The organism is Streptomyces albicerus, from assembly GCF_008905045.1.
Taxonomy (GTDB): domain Bacteria; phylum Actinomycetota; class Actinomycetes; order Streptomycetales; family Streptomycetaceae; genus Streptomyces; species Streptomyces albicerus.
This window is the reverse complement of sequence record NZ_VWMY01000016.1, coordinates 63246-89542: the sequence shown is the minus strand read 5'-3', so window position 1 is coordinate 89542 and position 26297 is coordinate 63246. Positions and strand designations below refer to the sequence as shown.

Sequence of the window (26297 nt, the reverse complement as noted above, 5' to 3'; positions counted from 1 at the left end):
GATGCGGTTCAGTGCGGAGACCGAAGGCGTTGCCCAGCGGCTGCGCGAGGGCATGGCGGGCGGGGTGCTGTCCTTCCCTCTCACGAGCTTCCGGGAGGACGGCGGCCTCGACCTGGAGTCGTACCGGACGTACCTGACCGCCCAGTTGGCCGCCGCTCCGGGCACGGTCGCCCCGGGCGCGGTGTTCCCCGCCTGCGGAACCGGTGAGTTCACCGCGCTGGACGAGGACGAATACCGCGCGGTCGTCGAGGCCACCGTCGAGATCGCCGCCGGCCGACTGCCGGTGGTCGCGGGCATCGGCTACGGCTGGGCGCAGGCGCTGCGGTTCGCCCGCATCGCGGAGGAGGCGGGCGCGGACGCCCTGCTGGTGCTGCCCCACTACCTGGTCGGGGCCCCGCAGGACGGTCTGGTCGAGCAGCTGCGCCGGATCGCCGCCGGGACGCGGCTGCCGCTGATCGCGTACCAGCGCGGCCAGGTCGCCTTCACGGTGGACGGCCTCAAGCAGATCGCCGGGATCCCGACCGTCATCGGCCTCAAGGACGGGCACAGCGACCTCGACCGGCTCCAGCGCCTCACCCTCGCCGCACCCGACGGCTTCCTCTTCTTCAACGGCGCCGCCACCGCCGAGATCCAGGCCCGCGCGTACGCCACCGTCGGCGTCCCCGCCTACTCGTCGGCCGTCCACGCCTTCGCCCCGGAGATCGCGAACGCCTTCTTCACGGCCTTCCGGGACGGCGACGACACAACGATGAACAAGCTCCTGCGCGACTTCTACGTCCCGCTGGTCGAACTGCGCGACCGCGTGCCGGGCTACGCCGTCTCCCTGGTCAAGGCCGCCGCCCGCCTACGCGGCCTCCCGGTCGGCCCCGTACGCGCCCCCCTCACGGACCCGAGCCCGCCCGACCTCGCGGACCTGGAGAAGATCCTCGACACGGGCTTGGGCTTGGTCTCCGCGGAACGCCACCGCTGACAGAGCCCCCGTCAGGGGGCGCGGGGCTGTGACATATGCGGCTCCGCCGCGTGGGCGCGCTCAGCCCTCACCAACCGCACCCGACGAGCTAGGGGCGCCTCCTGCTCCTTTAGGGGCGCGGGGAACTGCGCGACCAGCCCCCACCAACCCGCACCCGGCAATCCGCCCAAGCCCCCCACCCTCGCCAACCGGCGGAGCCACCCGCACAAGAGCCAACAGTTCAAAGGGGAACTGCCATGCCTCTCCTCGTAGTAGGGATCAGCGTCCTGATCCTGCTGTTCCTCATGACCCGCCTGAAACTCAACGGCTTCGCCGCCCTCCTCCTCGTCGCGATCGGCGTCGCACTCGTCCGCGGCATTCCGGTGGCCGACATCCCGGACGTCCTCTCGGAGGGCATCGGGGGCCAGATCGGCGACACGATGCTCACCATCGGACTCGGCGCCATGGTCGGCCGGGTCATGGGGGACTCGGGCGCCGCACAGCGCATAGCGGGCAAGCTGCTCGACGCGTTCGGCCCGCGCTGGGTCCAGGTGGCCATGGTGGTCACGTCCATGCTCATCGGCGTGACCATGTTCTACGAGGTCGCCTTCATCATCATCGTGCCGATCGCGTTCACCCTGGTGAGGGTCACCGGGGCGAAACTGCTGTGGGTCGGGCTGCCGATGTCGATCGCCCTGTCGACCATGCACAGCTTCCTGCCGCCGCACCCCGGCCCCACCGCCGTGGCCGCCACCTTCCACGCCTCCGTCGGCCACACCCTCTTCTACGGCCTCTTCATCGCCGTACCGGCCGGTGCGCTCATCGCGCTCGTGTGGCCGCGCCTGTCGTTCATCAGGCGGATGAACCCCGCCGTCCCCAAGGGCCTGGTCAGCGAGCGCGAGTTCGCCGACGAGGAGATGCCCGGCCTGGGCTGGTCGCTGTTCGTGGCCCTGTTCCCCGTGGTGCTGATCGCGGGCGCCGCGGTGACCGACATGGCCACCTCCGGCGAGAGCCCGCTCCTGCACTTCGTCGCCTTCATCGGCTCGGCACCGATCGCGCTCATGCTGACCCTGCTGCTGGCGATCTGGGCGTTCGGACCGCGGATCGGCCGCAGCATGGCGGACGTCAGCGCGTCCTGCACCTCGGCGGCCCAGGCGATGGCGATGATCCTCCTGGTGATCGGCGCGGGCGGCGCCTTCAAGAACGTTCTCGTCGAAGGCGGGATCTCCGACTACATCAAGGACGCCACCGACAGCTGGTCCATCTCGCCGATCGTCCTCGCCTGGCTCATCGCGGTCATCCTCCGCGTGGCCCTCGGTTCGGCGACGGTCGCCGTCGTCACGGCCTCCGGCGTAGTGCTGCCGCTCCTCGCGGGCAGCGGCGTCCACCCCGAGATCATGGTGCTGGCCGTGTCCTGCGGGTCGATCGCCTTCTCCCACGTCAACGACCCGGGATTCTGGCTCTTCAAGGAGTACTTCAACCTGTCGGTCATCGAGGCGATCAAGGTCCGTACCACCTACACGACGGTGCTCGCGATCCTCGGCCTGGGCGGCGTCCTGGCGCTGGAGTGGGCCCTGGACGTACTCAGCCTCTGAAGCCGCTGACCCCAGCCCCGACTCCCCCTCATACACAAGGACTTCGACCATCATGAGCCAGCCGACCGTCACCCGCTTCGCCGTCTACCCCGTCGCCGGCCGCGACTGCATGGAGCTGAACCTCTCCGGCGCGCACGGCCCCTACTTCACCCGCAACATCGTCGTCCTCCAGGACTCCGAGGGCCGTACGGGACTGGGGGAGGTGCCAGGCGGCGAGAAGATCACGCAGACCCTCCGGGACGCCGAATCCCTGGTCGTCGGCGCGAAGGTGGGCGACTACAAGCGCGTCCTGCGCGAGATCGGCGGCCGGTTCGCGGACCGGGACTCCGGCGGCCGCGGCGCCCAGACCTTCGACCTGCGGACCACCGTGCACGCCGTCACGGCCGTCGAGTCGGCGCTGCTCGACCTCCTGGGCCAGCACCTCGACGTACCGGTCGCGGCCCTCCTCGGCGACGGCCAACAGCGGGATTCCGTACGGGTGTTGGGCTATCTCTTCTACGTCGGCGACCCCGACCGCACCGACCTGGAGTACGTCCGCGAGCCCGACTCGGACATCGACTGGTACCGCGTCCGGCACGAGGAGGCACTGACGCCCGAGGCGATCGTCCGGCAGGCCGAGGCGGCCTACGACCTGTACGGCTTCCGGGACTTCAAGCTCAAGGGCGGAGTCCTGGCGGGCGCCGAGGAGGTCAAGGCCGTACGGGCGCTCAAGGACCGTTTCCCCGAGGCACGGATCACCCTCGACCCGAACGGCGCCTGGTCGCTGCGCGAGGCGGTCGAGCTGTGTGCGCCGCTGCTGGGCACCCTCGCCTACGCGGAGGACCCGTGCGGAGCCGAGGGCGGTTACTCCGGCCGGGAGATCCTGGCCGAGTTCCGCCGAGCCACCGGCCTGCCCACGGCGACCAACATGATCGCCACGGACTGGCGGCAGCTGACCCACGCCCTGGCCCTGCAGTCGGTCTCCATCCCGCTCGCCGACCCGCACTTCTGGACCATGCAGGGCTCGGTACGCGTGGCCCAGCTGTGCAACGCGATGGGCCTGACCTGGGGCTGCCACTCCAACAACCACTTCGACATCTCACTCGCCATGGTCACCCACTGCGGAGCCGCGGCCCCCGGCGACTACAACGCCCTTGACACCCACTGGATCTGGCAGGAGGGCCTGGAACGGCTGACGGTCACCCCGCCCCGGATCACCGACGGAGAGATCGCCGTCCCGAACACCCCAGGCCTGGGCATCCAGTTGGACATGGACCGCCTCTTGGCCGCCCACGACCTCTACAAGGAGAAGGCCCTGGGCGCGAGGGACGACGCAGCAGGCATGCAATACCTCATCCCTGGCTGGCAGTTCGATGCGAAGCGCCCTTGCCTGGTCCGCTAGAAGAAGGCGCCGCGCCCTTCTTTCTTGGGGCATCGGCAACCGCCCACCTTTCAGGGGCGCGGGGAACTGCGCGACCAGCCCCCACGACCCGCAGACGCACAACGACCCTCCCCGGGGGCGTCACCGAGTGACCCGCGTCTCCAAACCATCCAGCACCCGATCCAACCCGTACTGGAACCCCTTCTCCCGCGTAGCCCCCGGATCCTGGTCCCGCTGCCCGGCGTACTCCTCACGCAGACGGGGATATGCCTGGGCGGCCGCCTCGGCGGCAGGCCAGAGACTCTCCACATACTCCCGCTCGGTCTGCCCACTGCGCGCCAGCACGTTCAGCCAGGCGGCCTCACTGCTGGCCATACCGGTGACGTACGAGACAACCGTCGCCCCCGCGAGATCGGCCTCGGCGGAAGGAAAGCCGGCCCGGGTGAGAACGGTGAGCAGGGTCTCGGACATCCGCATCGCGTTCGGCCCGAGATAGGACATGCCCATCTCGCCGAGCACGGAGGCGATCCAGGGATGGCGCAGCATCGTCGCGCGCAGACTCCGCGCGCAGTGGGCCACGTCGGCGCGCCAGCGGGCCGGGTCCGCGGAGTCCGGGACCTCGATCTCGCCGTAGATCTCGTCGACGGCCAGCTCGATCAGCTCGTCCTTGTTGGCCACGTGCCGGTAGAGGGACGTGGCGCCCGCGCCGAGTCGGTTGCCCAGCTTGCGCATGCTCAACGCGTCGATGCCTTCCGTGTCGAGCAGTTGGACGGCTTGCGCGACGATCTGTTCCCGGCTCAGGGCGGGCTGTTCCCGCTTGCCGTGCGGCCTGGTCCACACCGACTGGATGGGCTGCTTCTGAGTGGGCATGGCAGACATCGCTCCTGCTCTGTGGTCGGACGGTGGCCGGGCGCTTACGAATGCTGCGTACACCTTACGCATCAAGCGTACGCCATCCAAGACCTGCGAACACCGTTCCACTTCAATGACTACGACTCATTGGTATGTGCATCGGGATGGAAACCGCACGCGCGGTTTGTTACTTTGGATCTGCCTCTCTGGGCATGCCACCCCGCAGCAACGGAGCGCTCTGATGGCCCAACAGGAACGCGCGGTACGTACGCGCAACGCGTTGATCGAGTCGGCGGCTGAGCTCTTCAGTAGGGACGGCTTCGACGTCGTCTCCCTGTCCACGATCAGTACGCGCGCCGGGGTCAGCAACGGCGCGCTGCACTTCCACTTCGCCAGCAAGGCGGCGCTGGCCGCGGCGGTGTGGGAGGCGGCGGCGCAGCGGCTGCGGCAGATCACGGTCGAAGGCCGGGCCGGGGGAGGGGCCGCGGGCAGGGGTGAGGGCGGATCGGCGGAGACCGGCGGGGCCCTGCAAGTGCTGGTGGACGCCACGCACGCACTACTCCGCGGGCTCCGGCACGACGTGATCCTGCGGGCCGGGTTCGACTTGAGCGAGAGCCCCGTGCCCGTCGCGGCCGCGGCGGATCTGCGGTGGCGGTGGCAGACCTGGGTGGAGGGCGTACTGGCCGAGGCCGCCCGGGAGGGCGCGCTGGCGCGGGACGTGTCGCCGCAGGACGCGGCCCACGCCGTGGTCGCGGCCACCGTGGGCTTCGGGGCACTGGGCAGCCGGAACGCGCAGTGGCTGTCGCGGTCCATGCTGACCCGCTTCTGGGCGCTGCTGTTGCCGAGACTGGCCACGGAGGTGGCGCTGAAAGGGCTGGTGGCTTCGGGTCGGCGGGAGGGAAGGGCGGGGGCCGAGCATGCGCCCCCGCCCTCCCGCGTCACGGCGAGGAAGGGCGCGTAACGACGTTGATGTTGAAGACGTGGGTGCCCAGGCCGCCCGCGATGCCGGTGAAGAACAGGGCGAAGTGCTCCTGACCGCGCGCGGTGCCGATGCCGCCGATGTCCAGCTGTGATGACGAGGGCCAGCCCAGGTCGCCGAGCAGCCGGCCGGTGAGCTGCTTGGCCGCGTCGCTGTCGCCGGACAGGAAGACGGTGCTGGGACCGTCCAGCGTGCCCGGCTCCACCATCACGGACGCGTCCATCGTGCACAGCGTCTTGACGACCGCGGTCTCGGGGAACGCCTCCTGGATCAGCTCTCCCAGGCTGCTGTTGGGGTGCGCCAGCTCGGTGAAGTCGTCGGACAGCCCGACGCCCACGTCGACCAGCGTCTTCCCGGCGAGGGCCGCCGCTCCGACCGAGCGCAGCACGTCCACGGACACGGTGCCGGGAGTCGCGTTGACCACCACCTCCGCGTCCGCGACCGCCTCGTCGAGCCCCACGACCGCGAAGCCCGCGTCCGTCACATCGGTACGTTCCTTCGGCCTGCGTGACCCGAGCGCGACGTCGTGCCCCGCGGCGGACCAGCCGGCTGCCAGCGCACGGGCCACATTGCCCGTGCCGAGAATCCCTATACGCATGCCGCGACGCTAACTTCCCTTCGCGCCAAGGGGATCGGGCCGACGGCCCAGTGTCAGCGGTACCTAAGGCGTAGGTCGCAGGCGTAGGCCGCGGACGTAGGGCGGAGGTGCAGGCCGCTGGGTACATCGTTCCCCGTTGCGCACGCTGTTCGCATCGGGGTACGTTGTTCCATGTGAGCGCACGGCGTCCCGTCCAGGACGCCGTGCATGCCTCATCCGTGATCCACGCCCCGTCAGGCCCGTACCGCTCGAAAGGCTGGAAGATGGACCGTCACCCGCGCCGCTGGCTCATCCTGATCGTGTTGTGCCTCAGCACCTTGGTGCTGGTCATCGACAACATGGTTCTCACCGTCGCGATCCCGACGATCGCCGAGGACCTGAAGGCGAGCGCGTCGGATCTGCAGTGGATCCTCGACTCGTACATGCTGGTCTTCGCCGGTCTGCTGCTGACCGCGGGGAGCCTGTCCGACAAGTTCGGGCGCCGGAAGGTCATGGTCATCGGGCTGGCGCTCTTCGGAGCCGCCTCAGTGGTGGCGATGGAGGCCACCACACCCGAACTGCTCATCCTGGGAAGGGTGTTGATGGGCGTCGGTGGCGCCCTGGTGATGCCCAGCACGCTGTCGATCCTCATCACGGTCTTCGACGACGAGGAGCGGCCGAAGGCGATCGCCGCGTGGAGCGCCGTCGCGATGGTCGGTCTGGTCGGCGGCCCGGTGCTCGGCGGCGCCCTGCTCGCCGAGTTCTGGTGGGGCGTCGTGTTCCTCATCAACATCCCCATCGCGATTCTCGCCATCGTGGCCGCACTCATCCTGATGCCGGAGTCCAAGGGCCCCTGGCGCAAGGCCGACCCGGTCGGCATGGTCCTCTCGATGGTCGGCATGACCGCGCTCGTCTGGACGATCGTCGAGCTGCCCAAGGGCGGCCTCGGCCACCTGAACGCGCAGATCTCGCTGGCCGTGACCGTGCTGAGCCTGGTGACGTTCGCCGTCTGGGAGGCGCGCTCCAAGTCCCCGATGGTCCCCGTCCAGCTCTTCAAGAACCGCGTGTTCACCGGCGCCAGCTTCTCGCTCGTCCTGCTGACCCTCGCCAACGGCGGCCTGATGCTGGTCCTCACGCAGTACCTGCAGTTCGTCCCCGGCTACAGCGCCACCGAGGCAGGCCTCGCCTTCATGCCGCTGGCCGTCGCCACGCTGGTCTTCAACAGCGTCGGTGCCGCCCTGCTCACCAGGACCGGCAACCGCGCCATGGCGGTCTTCGGACTCCTCGTCATCGCCGCCGGGTTCGGCCTGCTGTCCACGCTGAGCACGGAGAGCGGCTGGGGTGTCCTCGCCGGTGCGATGTGCCTGATGGGCGCGGGCGGCGGTTTCGCGATGCCCGCGGCGATGTCGGCCATGATGGGTGCCATCCCCGACGAGCACGCCGGCGTCGGCTCCGCGCTCAACGACACCGTCCAGCAGGCCGGTGCCGCCCTCGGCGTCGCCATCCTCGGCGCCGTCCTCTCCAGCACCTTCACGAAGAACATGCCGGCCGACGCCCCCGAAACCGCCCGCCACTCGATCGGCGACGCCCTCGCGGTGGCCGACGGCACCAAGGACGCCGGCCTGCTGACGGCCACGCACGACGCCTTCACCAGCGCGATGTCCGCCAGCTTCATGGTGGGCGCGGCGGGGGTGGTGGGCGCGGCGGTCCTGGCCTTCTTCCTGATGAGGGGCGGCAAGGACACGGCCACAGTGGCGACTTCCGGGGACACGACGGACGAGCCCACTCCGACTGAGCTCGCCGGGGCGCCCCTTTAGGGGCGCGGGGAACTGCGCGACCAGCCCCCACGAACCCGCACGATCGACACAACCCATCGCGCGAAGCGCTCCACCGCGGGGCGGGTACGAGAACGGCTCCGGCCGACCTCGTACCCGCCCCGCGTCACCGTCGCCCCGCCGGTCAGGCGACCGGCACCCGAGTGAACCGCCCCGCCACGCGAAGGTCCGCCTCGATCCGCCCCACCGTCTCGCGCAGCTCCGGCAACACCTCACCCACACACTGCGCCACCGTCCGCCGTGAACTGTGCATCGCCACGTTCACGGCCGCCACGACCCGCCCCGTACGATCACGCACAGGGACCGCGATCGACCGCAGCCCCTCCTCCAACTCCCCATCGACCAGGGCGTATCCGGCTTCCCTTACGCGGTCCAGAGTGGCCGCGAGAAGCGCAGGATCCGTGACCGTGTGCGGGGTCAGGGCACGCAGCTCGGGCAGGTGACGCTCGGCCGGGGCCAGGTCCGCGAGCATCACCCGCCCCAGAGACGTCGCGTACGCGGGCAGCCGCGTGCCGACCGTGATGTTGACGCTCATGATGCGGCTGGTGGCGACGCGGGCCGTGTACTGGATCTCGTCGCCGGTGAGGACCGCCAGGGACGCCGAGTCGTGCAGCCGGTCCGCGAGTTCGGCGAGATGCGGGGCCGCGATCTGGGGGAGCGTCGTACGGGAGAGAGGGGGGAAGCCGAGGGCGAGGACGCGCGGCGTCAGGGTGAAGGCGCGTCCGTGTGCCGCGACGTAGCCCAGATGCTCCAGGGTGATCAGCGCCCGCCGGGCCGTCGCCCGCGCGAGACCCGTGGCCTGGGCGACCTCGGTGAGCGTCAGCTCGGCCCGGCCCTCCCCGAACGCCGTGATCACGGTCAGCCCGCGGGCCAGCGACTCGATGAACTCCCGGCCCAGCTCCTGCTTCGAGGCCCCGGTCCAGGTGGCGAGCCCGGCGGGTGCGGCGGGCGGCCGGTCGGGGGCCTCGCGCAGATCCCGTTCCATGGCGCGTACGGTCGCCCGCAGCCGGGGCAGCAACGTGTCCCGCAGCGAGTCCGCGGTGTGCCGGCTGGTGTGGCTGACCACGCTCACCACACAGGCGATGCGCCCACCGTGCTCCCGTACGGGCATGGAGAGGGCGACGAGCCCCGGCTCGATCAACTGATCGTCGAGAGCCCACCCCTGGGCACCGGCCTCCCGGGTCCGCTTCTCGAACTCCTCGTCCCCGACGGGGTGTTCGCGGGGCGGAACGGCCGGAAACCCGCGGTCCTCCGGGTCGGCGGACCGCCGCTCGCGCCAGCGCGCCCAGTCCTCGGGTGTCCACTCCGTGGCGAACAGCGGGCCCGGTGCGGTCCGTTCGGCCGGCAGCGGGTCGCCGATGCGGAAGCTCAGGGACATGGCGCGGCGCCGGGTCGCCTGGTGGATGAAGCGGATACCGTCCCGGTCGCGGACCGCCAGCGACACCGACTCGTCCAGCTCGTCCGCGAGCGCGTCGGCCCGGCCGTCCAGCAGCCGGGGCAGTCGCAGCGCGGCCAGATACGCGTTGCCCAGTTCCATCAGCCTCGGCGCGAGCACGGCGTCCCGGCCGTCGAGGCGTACGTATCCCATGCGGGCCAGCGTCGCCGCGATCCGGTCCACCGTGGACCTGGCGAGCCCCGTGGTTTTCTCCAGGCCGCTGAGACTCGACGTGCCGCCCGCCTCGGTGAGCCGGCGCAGCACGGTGATGCCGCGCATGAGGGGGGCGACTGCGTCGGGCTTGGCCGGTGTGAGGTGGGTCGATGACATGGGCTCCCCGTTACGGTGTCCTGAACACGGTAATGAATACGGGGGAAGGGTCGTACAGAAGCTGCGGGTCGTCCGTGGCTGGTCGCGCAGTTCCCCGCGCCCCTAAAGGTGCGCCACCTAAAGGGGCGCCACCTAACGGGAGCTCCCCCCTAACGGAGCCCCCCGCGCGTCACGTACACCCGGTGGTTCCCCGCCGAGTCCGCCCCCGCGACCGTGACGCGGATGCCGGTGGCGAGGTCCTTGAAGTACTGGCCGGGGGCGAAGGGGGCGTCGGAGAGCTCGGCCTGGACGTTCGGGCTGCGGGTGCAGCCGCCGCTGTCCTTCGTGGAGTCGACGACCTTGATCGGGCCGTGGCCGGTGTCGACGTCCGCGTCGACCTTGTAGATGAGCACGCCCGCCTTGCAGACCGCCTCGTCGTTGCCCGCCTGGGTGCGCAGTTCGACCGCGTACCCGGTCTTGGAGTCGACCGGCACGAAGACGAGCTTGCCGCCCGTGCCGGGCTCGGTCAGCGGGGTCAGGAGGTGCTCGGTCGTGCCGGGCGAGGCCGCGCAGCCGACCTGGGAGTCGTCCAGCCAGCCGAGCTTCCACTTGTGCCAGCCCAGCAGGTCGTTGTCGGCCCCCCAGTCCTCGCTCATGATGTCCCAGTGCCCGACCGCGCCGCCCCCGTCCTGGGTGTAGAGGTCGGGCAGCCCGAAGGCGTGGCCGTTCTCGTGGGGGAGTACGCGGTAGCCGGTCTCGTCGTACGAACCGGAGCCGTCGTCCTGGCGGCTGTAGACGAAGGACGCGTTGGCGACGGGCACCCCGTCCGCGACCGGTGCCTCCGTGTTGCCGGCGAAGGTGACCGACAGGACCGTGTCCAGGGCGGAGGGTCCCGCGTTCGGGGTGATCAGGACGTTCAGCAGGTCGTACTCCCGGAAGTCCACCGTCGGGTCGGCGGCGGCCACGATGTCCTGGACCAGCTCGCGGTAGCCGGGATCGAAGGGCGCGCCGCGCTCTATCCCGTACGCCCTGAAGGGCTTGGGCATGCGCAGCCAGCGGCCTATGGGGGCCTCGGGGCGGTAGTCGAGGCGGCCGTACGAGCTGGTGCGGAACCAGTCGGTGGTCTGCGGGAAGAACTCGCCGTAACGGTCGAGCGCGCTGCCCTGACCGGGCGCGTCGGAGAAGTCGATCATCAGGTTCAGGGACCGGACCGTGCCGGTGGAGCGCGAGTAGCCCTCCGGGGTGGGGATGCCCTCCGACATCTCCACGCCCATCGAGCCGCTGATCATGCAGGGGCCGAGGGGGGAGGAGTGGGCCGGCGCGATGGGTCCCGCCGCCGTCGTCGAGCCTGCCGTCAGGTGTCCGGTCCCGGCCGAGGTGCTGACCGCCAGGGTGAGAGCGGTGACCGACACGAGGGCTGCGGCGCGGCGGCGCGGGGGTATCCGACGGCTCGGCTGCATGCAGGGGCCTTTCGCTCCAGGCAGCCGGCCGTTTCTGGCTGCACCCTGTTCGATCACCCTGTGCCGCCAGATGCGCGGGCGCGCGTTGGAGGAGACCGATCGTGGGTTTCCTGGTCCAGGGAGCCCCTGGGGTATGTGACTCAGGTCACATTAAATCTCTTCGAGGTCGGGAAATAACCGGGGATCGTTTCCCCGTTTAGCCATGTGTCCGAGCGAAACGGGGAGTCGCTCCCCGGATCGCACTCACTGACTCAAGGAGTACGCCGTGGAGACCGCAATCCGCGTGCAGCGCAAGGTGACTCGGCCGCGCGCCGATGCCCTGCGCAACCGGGAGCGGATCGTCACCGCCGCCCGCGAGATGTTCGTGGAGTTCGGCCCCGACGTGCCGCTCGACGAGATCGCCCGCCGGGCCGGCGTCGGCAACGCCACGGTGTACCGGAACTTCCCGGACCGGGACGCGCTGGTGCGGGAGGTCGTCTGCTCGGTCATGGACCGTACGTCGGAGGCGGCCGAGCTCGCGCTCGGCGAGACCGGCGACGCCTTCGAGGCGCTGTCGCGCTTCGTGCACGCCGCCGCCGACGAGCGGATCAGCGCGCTCTGCCCGATGGTCTCCAGCACCTTCGACCAGCACCACCCGGATCTGGAAGCCGCGCGCCGGCGCATCGAGGACCTGACCGACCGCTTGATGGAGCGTGCCCGTGAGGCCGGGCAGCTCCGCCCCGACGTGGGCGTCGGCGACATCATGATCGCCGTGGCCCAGCTCAGCAGGCCCCCGGCCGGCACCGGATGCCTGAGCCATGACCGTTTCGTCCACCGACACCTGCAGCTGTTCCTCGACGGTCTGCGGGCGCCGGCCCGCTCCGAACTGCCGGGCACGGCCGCGACCATGGAGGACCTGCGACGAGCCTGACCGATTAGTTCCGACCGATTAGTTCGGCGCCCCAAGCCAGTCCACACAGCACCAAGCTTCCGGCCGCCACCGGCGAAGACGTCGACGGGGACGTCACCGCCGGGGAGCCGTCCCTTTCCGACACCTTTTTCCGTCACGAAGTCCCGAAGTGGGTACCCCCATGTCTGAATCAGTCCAGGCTGCCGCCGCCAAGGCGCCGGCTCCCGACTCCAACCGCTGGAAAGCGCTGACCTTCATCGCGCTCGCCCAGCTGATGGTTGTGCTCGACGCGACCATCGTGAACATCGCGCTTCCCTCGGCCCAGCAGGACCTGGGGATATCGGACGGCAACCGGCAGTGGGTCATCACGGCTTACGCCCTCGCCTTCGGCGGACTCCTCCTCTTCGGCGGCCGGATCGCCGACCTCTGGGGCCGCAAGCGCGCCTTCGTCGCAGGCCTGATCGGCTTCGCCGGCGCGTCCGCCCTCGGCGGCGCGGCCACCAACGAGGCGATGATGCTCGGCGCCCGCGCCCTGCAGGGTGCCTTCGGCGCCCTCCTCGCGCCCGCCGCGCTCTCCCTGCTCGCGGTGATGTTCACCGACGCCAAGGAGCGCGCCAAGGCGTTCGGCATCTACGGTGCGATCGCCGGTGGCGGTGGCGCCGTCGGCTTCATCCTCGGCGGTGTCCTCACCGAGTACATGGACTGGCGCTGGACGTTCTTCGTGAACATCCCGTTCGCGATCGTCGCCGCCGCCGGTGCGTACTTCGTCATCCGTGAGCCGGCCGAGGGCCGCAACCGCTCGCCGCTCGACATCCCGGGTGTCGTCCTGTCCACCCTCGGTCTGGTCTCGCTGGTCTACGGCTTCACGCGCGCCGAGTCCGACGGCTGGGGCGACTCCGTGACGGTCGGCATGTTCGTCGCGTCGGCGGTCCTGCTCGCGGCCTTCGTGTTCGTCGAGTCCAAGGTCAAGGCCCCGCTCCTGCCGCTGCGCGTCATCACCGAGCGCAACCGCGGCGGCGTCTACCTCTCCCTCGGCCTCGCGATCATCGCGATGTTCGGCCTGTTCCTCTTCCTCACCTACTACCTGCAGCTGGTGAAGGGCTACTCGCCGGTCAAGACCGGCTTCGCCTTCCTGCCGATGATCGCGGGCATGATCGTGGGCTCCACGCAGATCGGCACGCGCCTGATGACCCGGGTCGCGCCGCGCCTGCTGATGGCTCCGGGCTTCCTGGTCGCCGGCGCCGGCATGCTGCTCCTGACCCAGCTGGAGATCGGCTCCTCGTACGTCAGCACGATCCTGCCGTCGATGGTGCTGCTCGGTCTCGGCATGGGTACGGCCTTCATGCCCGCCATGTCGCTGGCCACCACGGGTGTCGAGCCGCGTGACGCGGGTGTCGCCTCCGCGATGGTCAACACCTCGCAGCAGGTGGGCGGCGCGATCGGTACGGCTCTGCTGAACACGATCGCCGCGTCGGCCACCACGTCCTACATCAAGGACCACATCGCCGGGGCCGGCAGCCAGTCCCAGCAGCAGCTCGTCCAGCTGCAGGGCCAGGTGCACGGCTACACCAACGCGATCTGGTTCGCTGTCGGCATCCTCGTCCTGGCCGCCGCGATCGCCTTCACCTTCATCAACGTCGGCAAGCCGGACATGTCCTCGGCCCCCGGCTTCGGCGACGACGTCGAGGACGACCTGAAGGTCCCGGTCATCGCCCACTGACGGCACCGGGCCCCACGGGGTCACCCACTGACCTTCGTGCGTACGCGGGGGTGGGGACGCCTTCGTACGCACGAACCCGGGATCTGCCCCGGCTCCGAGAGCGGTGGAGCCGGGGCAGATCCATGCCTTGTCAGCGGGCGCGGGGCTCTGACATTTGCGGCTCCGCCGCGTGGCCGCGCCCCGTAAGGGGCGCGGGGAACTGCGCGACCAGCCACAACCGGCCCGCAGTCGACGAACGACGGTAGTTGCCCGGCCAAACCCAGTGGAGCGCTACCGCAGCCAGGGCAAGTCCGCCCCGGCCTCCTTCGGCTGAAGCCCCTCCGCGATGAGACGCATCGCCTCGCCGAGGGCTTTCTGCTGGTCGGGCGAGAGCCGGTCGAAGACGGCCTGCCGCACGGCGGCCACATGACCGGGAGCCGTCCGCCGAAGGACCTCGTGCCCCTCGTCCGTCAGGACCGCGAACTGCCCGCGCTTGTCCGAGTCGCAGTCCTCGCGCCGCACCCAGCCGTTCTTCTCCAGCCGGGCGATGGCGTGTGAGAGCCGGGACCTGGTGATCTTCGCCTTCATCGCCAGCTCGGTCATCCGCAGCCGCCGGTGCGGCGCTTCGTCGAGCGCGACGAGCAGGCCGTAATAGATGTGCGGCATGCCCGCGTCACGCTGCAGCTGGCGGTCGAGATGGTCGTCAAGGAGGGTGGTGGCATGCAAATACGCACGCCAGACGCGCTGTTCCTCATCACTGAGCCAGCGCGGCTCGTCAGCGGATGCCGTGTTCATACATCTACTGTACGAGGCCCCTCCTTGAATATTAAACAAATGGGGAGTAAGCTCACTTCATAGAGCTTGATACTTCAAGCAATCGAGGTTCGAACCACACCGAGACCAATCGAGCCGAGCCGCTCGAGTCAGTCACCCAGGGAGCCGCCGCCATGTCCGCCGCCACCGAGGAACGTGCCGTCGTAGAGCGCATGCCCGCCCTCTATCTCTCGCACGGCGCCCCGCCGCTGGCCGACGACCCCGTCTGGCCCGGCCAGCTCGCCGCCTGGTCCGCCGACCTGCCGCGCCCCAAGGCGATCCTCATGGTCTCCGCGCACTGGGAGGAGGCCCCGCTCGCCCTCGGCGCCACCGAGACCGTCCCCCTGGTCTACGACTTCTGGGGCTTCCCCGAGCACTACTACCGGGTGCGGTACGAGGCTCCCGGCGCCCCCGAACTCGCCGAGTCCGTCCGCAAGTTGCTGCGCGCCCCCGGCATGCCCGTCCAGGACATCCCGGACCGCGGCCTCGACCACGGCGCGTACGTCCCGCTCGTCGAGATGTTCCCCGCGGCCGACATCCCGGTCCTGCAGGTCTCGATGCCCACGCTCGATCCCGTACGCCTCATGGACATCGGCCGCAAGCTGGCCCCCCTCCGCGACGAGGGCGTCCTCATCGTCGGCTCCGGCTTCTTCACCCACAACCTCGCGGCCCTCCGCCAGGCGGGGATTCCCGGCTGGTCGGCCGAGTTCGACCAGTGGGGCCACCAGGCGCTCGAATCCGGCGACGTGGACGGCCTCCTGGACTTCCTCCACAAGGCCCCGGCGGGACAGCTGGCTCACCCGCGCACCGAGCACTTCGCCCCACTCTTCGTGACGATGGGCGCGGCGGACGCCTCCGGCGAACTGGACGCCCAGCGGTCGGTGATCGACGGGTTCTGGCTGGGGCTGGCGAAGAGGTCGGTGCAGTTCGGCTGACGGGCCGGCGGTCAGAGTTCCTTCTCGTACCAGGCCACATCCCAGTAGCGCCCGAACTTCCGCCCCACCTCGCGATACGTACCGACGTGCCGGAACCCGAAGCGTTCGTGCAGTCGCGCGGAGGCCTCGTTCGGCTGGGCGATTCCCGCGTACGCTCGATGGAGGTCCTCGCCCGCGAGGGTCTCGAACAGGGCCTTGTAGAGCAGGGTGCCGACGCCCCGCGCGCCGGCGTCCGGGGCGAGGTAGATCGTCACCTCCACGGACGTCTCGTACGCGGGCTTCGGCCGGAACGCGCTCGATGTCGCGTATCCAAGAATCCGCTGTGAGTCCGCAGCCACGGCAACCATCAGCCTGTGCGGGCCGTCTTCAGGGTGGGAGAGCAGCCAAGGGCGCCGTTCTTCCGACGTGAAGGTCGCGGTGTCGAAGGTGATCGGCGTCTCACGTACGTAGTGGTTGTAGATGTCCGTGAGGGCGTCGAGGTCTCCCTCGACTCCTGGCCTGACCTGCACCTCTGTACGTTCCGACGACATCTCGCCTCCCTCGGTGGCCGCACAGGGTACTGCAAGATCAGAAAAATCGAGGGGCGGGTTGGGAATTCTGTCCGGATTCCAGCCGTTGATTCCATCAGATGCAGGGCACCCGGGAGGGTGTCCGAGCCACCACTAGGACCCGCAACCCCACCACGCAAGGGAGCACGCATGGCAACCCGTGCCGTCGCCCGTCGTAAGTCCGCCTCCGGCGGGAACGACGCGGCAAGCAGTGTTCGCGCTGTAGGCGGCGAGATCGCCGACCGCGACCTGGTCGGCATGTATCTCGACGAGATCGCGCGCACACCACTGCTCGACGCCGCCAAGGAAGTCGAGCTGTCCCAGATCATCGAGGCGGGTGTGTTCGCCCAGCAGATCCTCGACGGCGAGGTCACCGACGCCAAGGCGGACGCCTCCCGTGAGGAGCTCGAAGCGCTGGTCGCGGACGCCGAGCGGGCCAAGGACATCTTCATCAGGTCGAACCTGCGCCTGGTCGTCGCGGTCGCGCGACGCTATCCGCGCAGCGGTCTGCCCCTGCTGGACCTGATCCAGGAGGGGAATGCCGGCCTGGTCCGCGCCGTCGAGAAGTTCGACTACCGCAAGGGCTTCAAGTTCTCGACGTACGCGACCTGGTGGATCCGTCAGGCCATCACGCGGTCCATCGCCGACCAGTCGCGCACCATCCGGCTCCCCGTCCACCTGGTGGAGGAGCTGGGCCGGATCCGGCGCGTGCAGCGCGAGTTCAACCGTAAGCACGGGCGTGATCCCGAGCCCACGGAGGTGGCCGCCGAGCTCGACTCGACGCCGGAGCGCGTCATCGACGTGCTCGACTGGGCCCGCGACCCGGTCTCGCTGAACATGGCGGTGGACGACGAGGGCGAGACCCAGTTCGGCGACCTGCTCGAGGACACGTCGGCCGTCTCGCCCGAGCAGTCCGTGCTCACGCTGCTGCGCAGCGAGGAGCTGGACGACCTCATCGGCCGGCTCGACCAGCGCACAGCCTCGATCATCAAGATGCGGTACGGCATCGACGACGGCCGAGAGCGCACGCTCACCGAGGTCGGCAAGGAGCACGGCCTCACCCGCGAGCGCATCCGCCAGATCGAGAAGCACGCGCTGCTGGAGCTGAAGAAGCTGGCCCGCCAGACGGGGTTCGACGCCGCGGCGTAAGCCCTCCGGGCGGGTCGGTGGTCGGGGCTCGGTCGGCTCCGACTTCCGACTCCGAGCCCGCCGAGTCCGAGTCCGAGTCCGAGTCCGACCGGGCACGCATCGCCTGCCGGGCGGGACTGGTTCCCGCCGGGCAGGGGAAGCTGTCTCTGCCGGGTAGCTGGGACCCGTGTCCGCCGGGGGCGGTACGGGCTCGCGCCGGGCAGGGAGCCGCCCCAGCCACCATGCCTCGCGGCGTGGCCGGGTCGGTCGAGAACGAGGTCGTACAGAAGTCCGTTTACAGCCGCTTCAACCCACCGGCCGCTGGGCACAAGACCCCAGGGCCCTCGGAGCCGAGTCCCGCCGCACCCCCCCGGCGCCGGGACTCTCCCAGAGCCGAGTTCCGGCGCCTTCCCCCCCCTGGCGCCGGGGCTCGGCTCTATCCGTTCGGCCTTGCGGGCGCGGCTGCCGGGCCACCCCGGACCTGAACCCCGGGGTGACCCAGGTGGCACATTGTGTCACGGGGGCAGATCTTGTCGACGGTTGCCGTTGGCCGGCTTGCCCGGCCCGCATCGCCGGGCGCCGGCGCCCGGCGACGCGGGCCGGCGACGACTCCGACCCGCATCGCATCGCGTCACGTGTGACGCTCCGGGCGTCTGCGGCGGGTCTTTTCGCCCCCGCCGCCCCTACCCGTTCCCGTCCCCTGGGGCTCCGCCCCAGACCCCGCCAGGGGGCTCTGCCCCTGGACCCCCGCTCCTCAAACGCCGGAGGGGCTGAGATGCCAGCCGGGGAGGCGGGACACCAGCCGGGGCCGAGATACCGGCCGGGGCCGAGATACCGGCCGGTGTCTCGCCTCCCCGGCCACGCCCGCCTTCCGCCCCGCCGCCCGGCTCAGCCGACCCCCCAAGTCCCGTACGTATCCCACGAGTTCAGCAGGCTCATGCACCGTGAACTCGCAGTCCACCATCGCGAGCCGTACCGCCAGCCACTCCACGGAATCGCCGACGGCACTCCGCAGGCGGCAGCTGTGGTCGTCGATCGGCTCGGGCGCCCCGAGCCACCCGGGCAGCCGCGCCGCGATGAACTCCGCGGGCGCGGCGAACGTCACCTCGAACTCGTACGTCTCCTGCCGCCGGAACATCGACTGCCGCAGATACTCGGCCGCACTGCCCGTAGGCAGTTCACGCGGCGCGAACCGGGCCCCGGTCGGGAAGGGATCGGCCACCCGGTCGACGCGGAACGTACGCCAGTCCGCCCGGTCGAGGTCGTACGCGACGAGGTACCAGCGGCGGCCGGTCGACACGAGCCGGTACGGCTCGGTCTGGCGCCGGCTCTCCGCCCCGTCCCCCGCGCGGTACGCGAACCGCAGCCGCTCCCGCCCCGCGATCGTCGAGGCCATCACGGTCAGCGTCTCGGGCGCGATGCTGGCACCGTCGCCGCTGGTCAGGGGAGTGGTGGCGGCCTGGAGCGTGGAGACGCGGTGCCGGAGGCGGCTCGGCAGGACCTGTTCGAGCTTGGCCAGGGCCCGTACGGAGGCCTCGTCGACGCCCTCGACGGCGTGCCCGGCACCGGCCCGCAGGCCGACCGCGATCGCCACCGCCTCCTCGTCGTCGAGGACCAGCGGCGGCATGGCCTTCCCGGCGACCAGCCGGTAACCGCCGTCCGCACCCTTCGTCGCCTGCACCGGATATCCCAGCTCCCGCAGCCGGTCGACATCCCGCCGCACGGTCCGCCGCGAGACGCTCAGCCGCTCGGCGAGCTCCCCACCGGGCCACTCGCGCGGAGTCTGAAGAAGGGAGAGGAGCTGGAGGAGCCGGGCCGGGGTGTCGGTGCTCATGGGGTGTCTCCCTCTCGTCGAACACTCGGATCGCCCGGTGCGCCCCAAAGGGGCGCGGGGCTGTATCGATGTGCGGCTCCGCCGCGTGGGCGCGACCAGCCACAACGAACCCGCATTTTCCGAGCGCGCCGCATTCTTTTCGGCTTCTCCGAGGATGCCCCACCACTAGGACATGACCTGACCTATATCCCTCCTACCTTCTTCACATGACCTCTTCCAGCAGCACCCTCACGTCCCCCCGGCCGGAGGCCGACCGACGGCGCTGGTTCGCGCTCGCCATCGTGATGACCGCGGCCTTCATGGACCTGGTCGACGTCACGATCGTCAACATCGCGATCCCGTCGATCCAGCGGGACGCGGGCGCGTCCTTCAGCCACATCCAGTGGATAACGGCCGGTTACGCGCTCGCCTTCGCCGCCGGCCTGATCACCGGCGGGCGACTCGGTGACATCTACGGCCGCAAGCGGCTCTTCCTCATCGGCATCGGCGGATTCACGCTCGCGTCCGCACTGTGCGGCTTCGCGGCGAACCCCGACATGCTCGTCGCCTCCCGCATCCTCCAGGGCGGTATGGCCGCGCTGATGGTGCCGCAGGTTCTGTCGATCGTGCACGCCACGTTCCCGGCACACGAGCGCGGCAAGGTCTTCGGGCTGTTCGGGGCGGTCGTGGGGCTGGGCGCGGTCTCCGGTCCGCTGCTCGGCGCGCTGCTCACCGAGTGGAACCTGTTCGGCCTGGAGTGGCGGCCGATCTTCCTCATCAACCTGCCGGTCGGCATCGCGGGCCTCATCCTGGGCCGTAAGTTCATCACCGAGTCCAAGGCCCCGCACGCCCTGAAGCTCGACCTCGTCGGCGTCGCGCTCGTCACCCTCGGCCTGCTGATGCTGCTCTACCCGCTCACCCGCGGCCGCGAGCTGGGCTGGCCGATGTGGGGGTACGTCTCGATGGGCGGCGCGCTCGTCGTGTTCGCGGCGCTGGTGGCGTACGAGAAGAGGAAGACCGCGCGGGACGGTTCCCCGCTCGTCGAGCTCTCCCTCTTCAAGGTGAAGAGCTTCGCGGCGGGCATCGCCGTGCAGACGGTCTTCGGGGTCGCTCTCGGGATCTTCTTCCTGGTCTGGACGCTCTACATGCAGTTCGGCCTCGGCTGGCGCCCGCTGCGGGCGGGTCTGACGGGCGTCCCCTTCTCGATCGCGGTGTCGATGGCGGCCGGTCTGTCGGTGCAGAAGCTGACGCCGCGGTTCGGGCGGAAGGTGCTCCAGGCGGGCGCGCTGATCATGGCTCTCGGTGTCCTGCTCTACATCTGGGAGTCCGAGCGGTACGGCATGTCCATCGCCTCCTGGCAGATGGCTCTCCCGCTGGTCGTCATGGGCGTGGGCATGGGACTGATCGTGGCCCCGCTGACGGACGCGATCCTCTCCGAGGTGCCCCGCGAGCACTCCGGCTCCGCGTCCGGCCTGATCAACACGGTCATGCAGATGGGCAACGCGCTCGGTCTCGGCCTGGTCTCCGTCGTCTTCTTCGGCACGATGTCCGACCACCTGCCCGCGGCCGAGGTGGGCCCCGCCTTCGCCGATGCCTTCCAGCACGCGCTGGGCTGGGTCGCCGCGGTGATGACGGCCATCTTCCTGCTGATGTTCGCCCTCCCGAAGCGGCCGGCCCAACATGTGGAGGGGGCGGAGAGCGCCGAGGCCGCGCCTGCCGAGGAGCCCGAACTCGTCGGCTGACGACGGCGGTTGACCGAATCCGACGCCGTGAGGCCCGGACCCTTCGGGGGCCGGGCCTCAGGCGTGCCCGCCCGCAACAGAGTTGATGTCCGTTCATGCCCACATCCATGCCCGAACCTGTTTACTTTGCGGAAATCTGGGCGTAGCCTCACCCTGAAACCACAGGTTCGGGCACAGGGCGGAGGCGAACGGACATGTACGCACCGGAGCGACAGCAAGAAATCCTCCGACTCGCGCGTGATGGTGGCCGTGTGGACGTGGTGTCGCTGGCCGAGGAGTTCCAGGTCACGGCGGAGACGATCCGCCGGGACCTGAAGGCCCTCGACCGGGCGGGTCTGCTGCGCCGTGTGCACGGCGGTGCCATCCCGGCCGGGCGGCTCGACTTCGAGCCCGACCTCGCCGAGCGCGAGACCACAGCGGCCGACGAGAAGGACCGCATTGCGAAGGCGGCCCTCGCCGAGCTGCCGGACAAGGGCACGATGATCCTCGACGCGGGTACGACGGTCGCCCGCCTCGCCGGGGCCCTCCCGCTGGAGGCGACGCTCACCGTCGTGACGCACAGCCTGCCCATCGCGGCCCGCCTCGCCGACCACCCCGGCATACAGCTCCACCTCATCGGAGGCCGCGTCCGGCACCGTACGCGTGCGGCGGTCGACGCCTGGGCGCTGCGGGCCTACGGAGAGATCCGCGCGGACGTCGCCTTCCTCGCCACGAACGGTTTCTCGGCCGAGCACGGCCTGACCACCCCCGACCTCGCCGAGGCCGCCGTCAAGCACGCGGTCGTCGCCGCCGCGCGCCGCGTCGTGCTGCTCGCCGACTCGGCCAAGCACGGCCAGGAGCACTTCGCGCGCTTCGGTGGCCTCGGCGACGTCGACCTGCTGATCACCGACAGCGGGCTGAGCCCCGAAGACGCCACCGCGATCGAGCGCGGCGGCACGGAAGTAGTGCGCGCATGATCCTCACGGTCACTCCGAACCCGTCCCTGGACCGTACGTACGAGGTCCCGTCGCTCGACCGCGGCGAGGTCATCCGGGCCACCGGCGAACGCATGGACCCGGGCGGCAAGGGCGTCAACGTCTCGCGGGCGGTCGCCGCGGCCGGCCGGCGAACCGTCGCCGTGCTGCCGCTCGGCGGAGCGCCCGGCGCGCTGGTCGCCGACCTGCTCGACGCGCAGGGCATCGAGGTCGCGCCGGTCCCGGTCGCCGGGGCCACCCGCTCGAACATCGCGCTCGCCGAGGCGGACGGGGTCCTGACGAAGATCAACGCACCCGGGCCCGAACTCTCCTCCGCGGAGGAGGAGTTGCTCCTGGAGACGGTGCGCCTGCAGTCCCGCGACGCCGACTGGATCGCCTGCTGCGGCAGCCTCCCGCGCGGCCTCGCCCCTTCCTGGTACGCCGAACTGGTCGCCCGCGCCCACCGGGCGGGCGCCCGCATCGCGCTCGACACCTCGGGCCCGGCGCTGCTCGCGGCCCTCCGCGAACGGCCCGACGTCGTCAAGCCGAACGCCGAGGAGCTCTCCGAGGCGGTGGGCCGCCCCCTCGCCACGATCGGCGACGCCGTCAAGGCCGCCGAGGAACTCCGGGAGTTGGGCGCGCGTGCCGTGCTCGCCTCCCTCGGCGCGGACGGCCAACTGCTCGTCAGCGAGCAGGGCGCGTGGTTCGCGGGCGCACGCGTCGACGTCGTACGGAGCAACGTGGGCGCGGGCGACTCCTCGCTCGCCGGGTTCCTCATCGCCGGCGGCAGCGGGCCCCGTGCCCTCGCCTCGGCCGTGGCCCACGGTGCCGCCGCCGTCCAGCTGCCGGGCAGCGTGATGCCGAGCCCGGAGGACCTCGACCCGTCCGCGGTGACCGTCACGTCGGAGATCCCCGTGGACCGCGCACTGAGGGAGCCGGTGTCATGACGTGCCGCCGGATTCTCCGTACGCCCCTGGGCACGACTGCCTCTCGTGCCGCTTCCCCGGGCACGACTGTTTCTCGTACGCCTCGTACGCCTCGTACGACTCTCCGTACGGGCGCCTCCCGTACGGCCACTGGACCGGCCCTGATGCGGCGGGGACTCCCCTTACCCGCCGCAGCCGCGGGCGACCGGAGGCGGGGTTCCCCCGGCCCCGCCTCCACCCTCCCGGTAGTACCCGCACTCCCCGTAGTTCCCGTACTCGCCGCAGTCCCCGACTGCAGCACCCCCGTCCCCACCCTCGCCCACAACTCTCCCCGGGCGATACGCGTGCGAAGGAGCCCGCGATGAGCGAGATGATCACCGCGGACCTGGTCGATCTCGACCTGTCCGCCGATACGAAGGAAGCTGCGGCGCGCGCCCTCGCCCAGCGCATGGTGTCCCTGGGCCGGGTGACCGACCTGGACGGCTTCCTCGCCGACGTGGCCGCCCGTGAGGCGCAGATGCCGACCGGCCTCGACGGCGGCATCGGGATCCCGCACTGCCGCAGCGAACACGTCACCGAGCCGACGCTGGCCTTCGGGCGCAGCGCCGCCGGGATCGACTTCGGCGCGGCGGACGGGCCCGCCGACCTGATCTTCCTGATCGCCGCGCCGGCCGGCGCGGACGATGCCCACCTCACGATCCTGTCGTCACTGGCCCGCCAGCTGATGAACGCCGAGTTCACCTCCGCGCTGCGGTCGGTGGACGACGCGGCGGGAGCCGCCGCCCTGATCCGTGGGGAGAAGCCCGCGGCCGAGGCCGAGGTTGAGGCTGCGGCTGCGGCTGCCGAGCCGAGCGCAGGCGGCTCCGAGAGCTCCGCGGCGGCGTCCGGAACGGCCTCCGCCGACGCCGCCGCGGACGGTACGGCCCCGGCGCCGGGCGCGGTCGAGGACGACTCCGCCCCGGCGCCGGGCGCCACGGACGACGAGGGCGCGGCGGACGAGGGTGCCGCGGCCGGGAAGGGCGGCCGGCCCTTCCGGATCGTCGCCGTCACCTCCTGCCCCACCGGTATCGCGCACACCTACATGGCGGCCGAGTCGCTGGAGAACGCGGGCCGCGAGGCCGGTGACGTCGAGGTCGTCGTCGAGACACAGGGTTCGGCCGGCTTCACCCGGCTCGACCCGGCCGTCATCGCCGCCGCGGACGGCGTGATCTTCGCCCACGACGTGCCCGTACGGGAGAAGGAGCGGTTCGCCGGCAAGCCGACGGTCGACGTCGGTGTGAAGGCGGGCATCAACAAGCCCGCCGAGCTGATCGCCGACGTGCGCGGCAGGGCCGAGCGCGGCGAGGTCACCGCGGCCGCCAGGCCCGGCGGTACCGGCGGTACGCCGGTGCAGCGGGCCGGAGAACCCGGCGAGGGCTACGGCACGAAGCTGCGCAAGTGGCTGATGTCCGGCGTGAGTTACATGGTTCCGTTCGTGGCCGCGGGCGGTCTGCTGATCGCCCTCGGGTTCGCGATCGGCGGCTACCAGATCAACGAGGCCAAGTCGGTCACCGAGCACTTCGACTGGGGCCAGGTCGACAGCTGGGGCGCGCTGCTGTTCCAGATCGGCGCGGCGGCCTTCGGGTTCCTCGTCCCGGTGCTGGCCGGCTACATCGCGTACGGCATGGCGGACCGGCCAGGTCTCGTGCCCGGCTTCGTCGGCGGTGCGATCTCGATCACGATCGGCGCGGGCTTCCTCGGCGGTCTGGTGGCCGGTCTGATCGCCGGTGGCGTCGTGCTCGGAATCCAGCGGGTGAACATCCCCAAGCCGTTGCGCGGCATCATGCCGGTGGTGGTGATCCCGCTGATCTCCTCGGCGGTGGTCGGGTTCCTGATGTTCGTGGTCATCGGCAAGCCGATCGCCGAGGCCCAGGAGGCCCTGACCGACTGGCTGAACGGGCTCACCGGCACCAACGCCGTCCTGCTCGGCGTGCTGCTCGGCCTGATGATGTGCTTCGACCTGGGCGGCCCGGTCAACAAGGTCGCGTACACCTTCGCGACGGCCGGTATCTCGGTCGCGGCGCCCAGCGACTCCGCGATGAAGATCATGGCCGCCGTGATGGCCGCGGGCATGGTCCCGCCGCTTGGCATGGCCCTCGCCACCACGATCCGCAAGAAGCTGTTCACCACGGCCGAGCGGGAGAACGGCAAGGCCGCCTGGGTCCTCGGTGCGTCCTTCATCTCGGAGGGTGCGATCCCGTTCGCGGCCGCAGACCCGCTGCGGGTCATCCCCGCCTCGATGGCGGGCGGCGCGGTCACCGGCGCGCTGACCATGTCCTTCGGCTCGACCCTGCGCGCCCCGCACGGCGGCATCTGGGTCACCTTCCTGATCGGCAAGCCGTTCCTCTACCTGCTGGCCATCGCGGTCGGTACGGCGGTCACGGCCGGCCTGGTCATCGTCCTGAAGGGCATGCGCAAGACCACCCCCGAGGGCGGCACGGACAAGGCCCCCGAGGCCCCGACGGCAACGCAGCCGAAGGAGCCGATAGCGGCCTGAACGCTCCGCTGAGAGCGACAAACAGAGCGACAAACACTGTGGGCCGGGACTCCAAGTCCCGGCCCACAGTCGCGCCCCTCTAGGGGCGCGGGGCTGTGACATATGCGGCTCCGCCGCGCGGGCGCGACCAGCCACAACGAACCCGCAGACTACGAACCGGCCGAATCCCGCCTACTCACCGGAGGCCCGCCGCTCCATGGCTTCGCGAGCATCCTCCTCCGAGGAATACACCTCGCACATGTGGCGCCCATCAGCCGTGGCCGTGTGCTCGACCTCCCAGAGGGACAGCTCGCGACCGTCGTGGAGCAGGAACGCGTGCTCGTAGAGCGAGAAGCACAGCGCCCTGTCGCCGGCCCGGCACGGCCGCCCGAAGGCCTGTGTGATCTGGTGCGCGAACGCCGTCCGCAGCAGCCCGGCCATGTCCTCGCCCGGCCGGTCCGAGTTCTCCGCGCGGCGCAGCAGCCGCCGCCCGTGGTCCGCCGAGTCTTCAAGAACGTAGGCGTGCAGCGGCTCGGGGACGGCCGACACCCGCATCAGAACGGGCAGTTCGAAGTCGGGCGCGTCCGCCGGCAGCGGCAGGCGCGCGGTCGCGATGCGCAGCTCCTCCTGGTCCTCGTACACCTCGTGCTGTGTGTCGCCGCCCGGCGCGGTGTTGTGGACGAGCTCCCAGAGCGTGAGCGCGCTCCCATCGGCGAGCAGCCACGTGTGCCGGTACGTCTCGCGGTGCAGCCCCGCGCTGTGGTGCGCGGAGTGCAGCGAACTGTCGTGGGCCAGCGCCAGGTCGAGCCGCCGTATCGTCTCGTCCGGCAGCTCGAAGGAGTTCAGGGCACGGCCGAGGAGTCGCGCGAGATGCTCCTCCGGAGACTCGGGCGACTCGGGTGGCTCGTACGCTGCCGTCTCGTACGGAACGCTCAAGGCTTCTCCCGGCGTTGCTGCATGTCACCTTGTGGGTGCATACCGTAGC

At 70.7% G+C, this 26297-nt stretch carries 21 protein-coding genes; 13 read left to right on the top strand and 8 right to left on the bottom strand.

Going from position 1 to position 26297, the window contains the following annotated elements; translation table 11 throughout:
* The first annotated feature begins 1 nt into the window (after position 1).
* From GAS53_RS16090 to GAS53_RS16080, 3 genes are all read left to right on the top strand, one after another.
* Entirely contained in the window at positions 2-970 is a 969-nt protein-coding gene (locus GAS53_RS16090; RefSeq protein WP_151478274.1) for a 5-dehydro-4-deoxyglucarate dehydratase, read from the top strand.
* 125 nt (positions 971-1095) lie between these two features.
* Positions 1096-2544 (top strand): gluconate:H+ symporter, encoded by a 1449-nt coding sequence (locus GAS53_RS16085; protein WP_404829237.1) that lies wholly within the window; start codon positions 1096-1098, stop codon positions 2542-2544.
* Between the two features lie 52 nt (positions 2545-2596).
* Positions 2597-3925 (top strand): enolase C-terminal domain-like protein, encoded by a 1329-nt coding sequence (locus GAS53_RS16080; RefSeq protein ID WP_151478272.1) that lies wholly within the window; start codon positions 2597-2599, stop codon positions 3923-3925.
* A gap of 120 nt (positions 3926-4045) precedes the next feature.
* Here the strand turns inward: GAS53_RS16080 and GAS53_RS16075 are convergent, their stop codons facing one another.
* Positions 4046-4774, bottom strand: a complete 729-nt coding sequence (locus GAS53_RS16075; protein WP_151478271.1) for a TetR/AcrR family transcriptional regulator — start codon at positions 4772-4774, stop codon at positions 4046-4048.
* Between the two features lie 223 nt (positions 4775-4997).
* Here GAS53_RS16075 and GAS53_RS16070 point away from each other — a divergent pair, with 223 nt between their 5' ends.
* Positions 4998-5717, top strand: a complete 720-nt coding sequence (locus GAS53_RS16070; RefSeq protein WP_151478270.1) for a ScbR family autoregulator-binding transcription factor — start codon at positions 4998-5000, stop codon at positions 5715-5717.
* On the opposite strand, the gene GAS53_RS16065 is transcribed toward GAS53_RS16070, so the two are convergent.
* On the bottom strand, positions 5695-6333 hold the full coding sequence (locus tag GAS53_RS16065) for an NADPH-dependent F420 reductase (protein WP_151478269.1): 639 nt from the start codon (positions 6331-6333) through the stop codon (positions 5695-5697). The two genes, GAS53_RS16070 and GAS53_RS16065, sit on opposite strands and share 23 nt — an antisense overlap.
* A gap of 263 nt (positions 6334-6596) precedes the next feature.
* Here GAS53_RS16065 and GAS53_RS16060 point away from each other — a divergent pair, with 263 nt between their 5' ends.
* On the top strand, positions 6597-8129 hold the full coding sequence (locus GAS53_RS16060; protein ID WP_151478356.1) for an MFS transporter: 1533 nt from the start codon (positions 6597-6599) through the stop codon (positions 8127-8129).
* A 142-nt stretch (positions 8130-8271) separates the two neighbouring features.
* Here the strand turns inward: GAS53_RS16060 and GAS53_RS16055 are convergent, their stop codons facing one another.
* Both GAS53_RS16055 and GAS53_RS16050 read right to left on the bottom strand, forming a co-directional pair.
* A complete protein-coding gene (locus GAS53_RS16055) occupies positions 8272-9912 on the bottom strand; it encodes an IclR family transcriptional regulator domain-containing protein (RefSeq protein WP_225858945.1) in 1641 nt (546 codons plus the stop codon).
* 149 nt (positions 9913-10061) lie between these two features.
* Positions 10062-11351 carry a M6 family metalloprotease domain-containing protein gene (locus GAS53_RS16050; RefSeq protein WP_151478268.1) on the bottom strand — a complete coding sequence of 430 codons (1290 nt, stop codon included), beginning with the start codon at positions 11349-11351 and terminating at the stop codon, positions 10062-10064.
* Positions 11352-11616: 265 nt separating this feature from the next.
* Between GAS53_RS16050 and GAS53_RS16045 the strand changes: the two genes are divergently transcribed.
* Together GAS53_RS16045 and GAS53_RS16040 are read left to right on the top strand one after the other, a co-directional pair.
* Complete coding sequence (locus tag GAS53_RS16045) at positions 11617-12261, top strand: TetR/AcrR family transcriptional regulator (RefSeq protein WP_151478267.1); 645 nt, start codon at positions 11617-11619, stop codon at positions 12259-12261.
* Positions 12262-12421: 160 nt separating this feature from the next.
* Positions 12422-13960, top strand: coding sequence for an MFS transporter (locus GAS53_RS16040; RefSeq protein ID WP_151478266.1), 1539 nt, complete (start codon positions 12422-12424; stop codon positions 13958-13960).
* A 270-nt stretch (positions 13961-14230) separates the two neighbouring features.
* On the opposite strand, the gene GAS53_RS16035 is transcribed toward GAS53_RS16040, so the two are convergent.
* On the bottom strand, positions 14231-14734 hold the full coding sequence (locus tag GAS53_RS16035; protein WP_151478265.1) for a MarR family winged helix-turn-helix transcriptional regulator: 504 nt from the start codon (positions 14732-14734) through the stop codon (positions 14231-14233).
* A 152-nt stretch (positions 14735-14886) separates the two neighbouring features.
* On the opposite strand from GAS53_RS16035, the gene GAS53_RS16030 reads away from it, so the two are divergent.
* On the top strand, positions 14887-15687 hold the full coding sequence (locus GAS53_RS16030; RefSeq protein ID WP_192583129.1) for a dioxygenase family protein: 801 nt from the start codon (positions 14887-14889) through the stop codon (positions 15685-15687).
* Positions 15688-15698: 11 nt separating this feature from the next.
* Here the strand turns inward: GAS53_RS16030 and GAS53_RS16025 are convergent, their stop codons facing one another.
* Entirely contained in the window at positions 15699-16217 is a 519-nt protein-coding gene (locus GAS53_RS16025) for a GNAT family N-acetyltransferase (protein ID WP_151478264.1), read from the bottom strand.
* A 168-nt stretch (positions 16218-16385) separates the two neighbouring features.
* Here GAS53_RS16025 and GAS53_RS16020 point away from each other — a divergent pair, with 168 nt between their 5' ends.
* The gene (locus GAS53_RS16020) at positions 16386-17384 is read left to right on the top strand and encodes a sigma-70 family RNA polymerase sigma factor (protein WP_151478263.1); all 999 of its coding nucleotides are present in this window, start codon (positions 16386-16388) and stop codon (positions 17382-17384) included.
* 733 nt (positions 17385-18117) lie between these two features.
* Here GAS53_RS16020 and GAS53_RS16015 read toward each other — a convergent pair.
* A complete protein-coding gene (locus GAS53_RS16015) occupies positions 18118-19197 on the bottom strand; it encodes a helix-turn-helix transcriptional regulator (protein WP_151478262.1) in 1080 nt (359 codons plus the stop codon).
* Between the two features lie 206 nt (positions 19198-19403).
* On the opposite strand from GAS53_RS16015, the gene GAS53_RS16010 reads away from it, so the two are divergent.
* The 4 genes from GAS53_RS16010 (at position 19404) to GAS53_RS15995 (ending at position 25333) form a co-directional block, all read left to right on the top strand.
* Positions 19404-20918, top strand: coding sequence for an MFS transporter (locus tag GAS53_RS16010; RefSeq protein ID WP_151478261.1), 1515 nt, complete (start codon positions 19404-19406; stop codon positions 20916-20918).
* 194 nt (positions 20919-21112) lie between these two features.
* On the top strand, positions 21113-21874 hold the full coding sequence (locus tag GAS53_RS16005) for a DeoR/GlpR family DNA-binding transcription regulator (RefSeq protein WP_151478260.1): 762 nt from the start codon (positions 21113-21115) through the stop codon (positions 21872-21874).
* Positions 21871-22818: a 1-phosphofructokinase gene (gene pfkB / locus GAS53_RS16000; RefSeq protein ID WP_151478259.1), complete on the top strand. Its 948-nt coding sequence runs from the start codon at positions 21871-21873 to the stop codon at positions 22816-22818. Before GAS53_RS16005 ends, pfkB begins: the two co-directional genes overlap by 4 nt.
* 340 nt (positions 22819-23158) lie before the next feature.
* Entirely contained in the window at positions 23159-25333 is a 2175-nt protein-coding gene (locus GAS53_RS15995) for a PTS fructose transporter subunit IIABC (protein ID WP_151478258.1), read from the top strand.
* Between the two features lie 171 nt (positions 25334-25504).
* On the opposite strand, the gene GAS53_RS15990 is transcribed toward GAS53_RS15995, so the two are convergent.
* Complete coding sequence (locus tag GAS53_RS15990; RefSeq protein ID WP_151478257.1) at positions 25505-26248, bottom strand: DUF6227 family protein; 744 nt, start codon at positions 26246-26248, stop codon at positions 25505-25507.
* Positions 26249-26297: the final 49 nt, after the last annotated feature.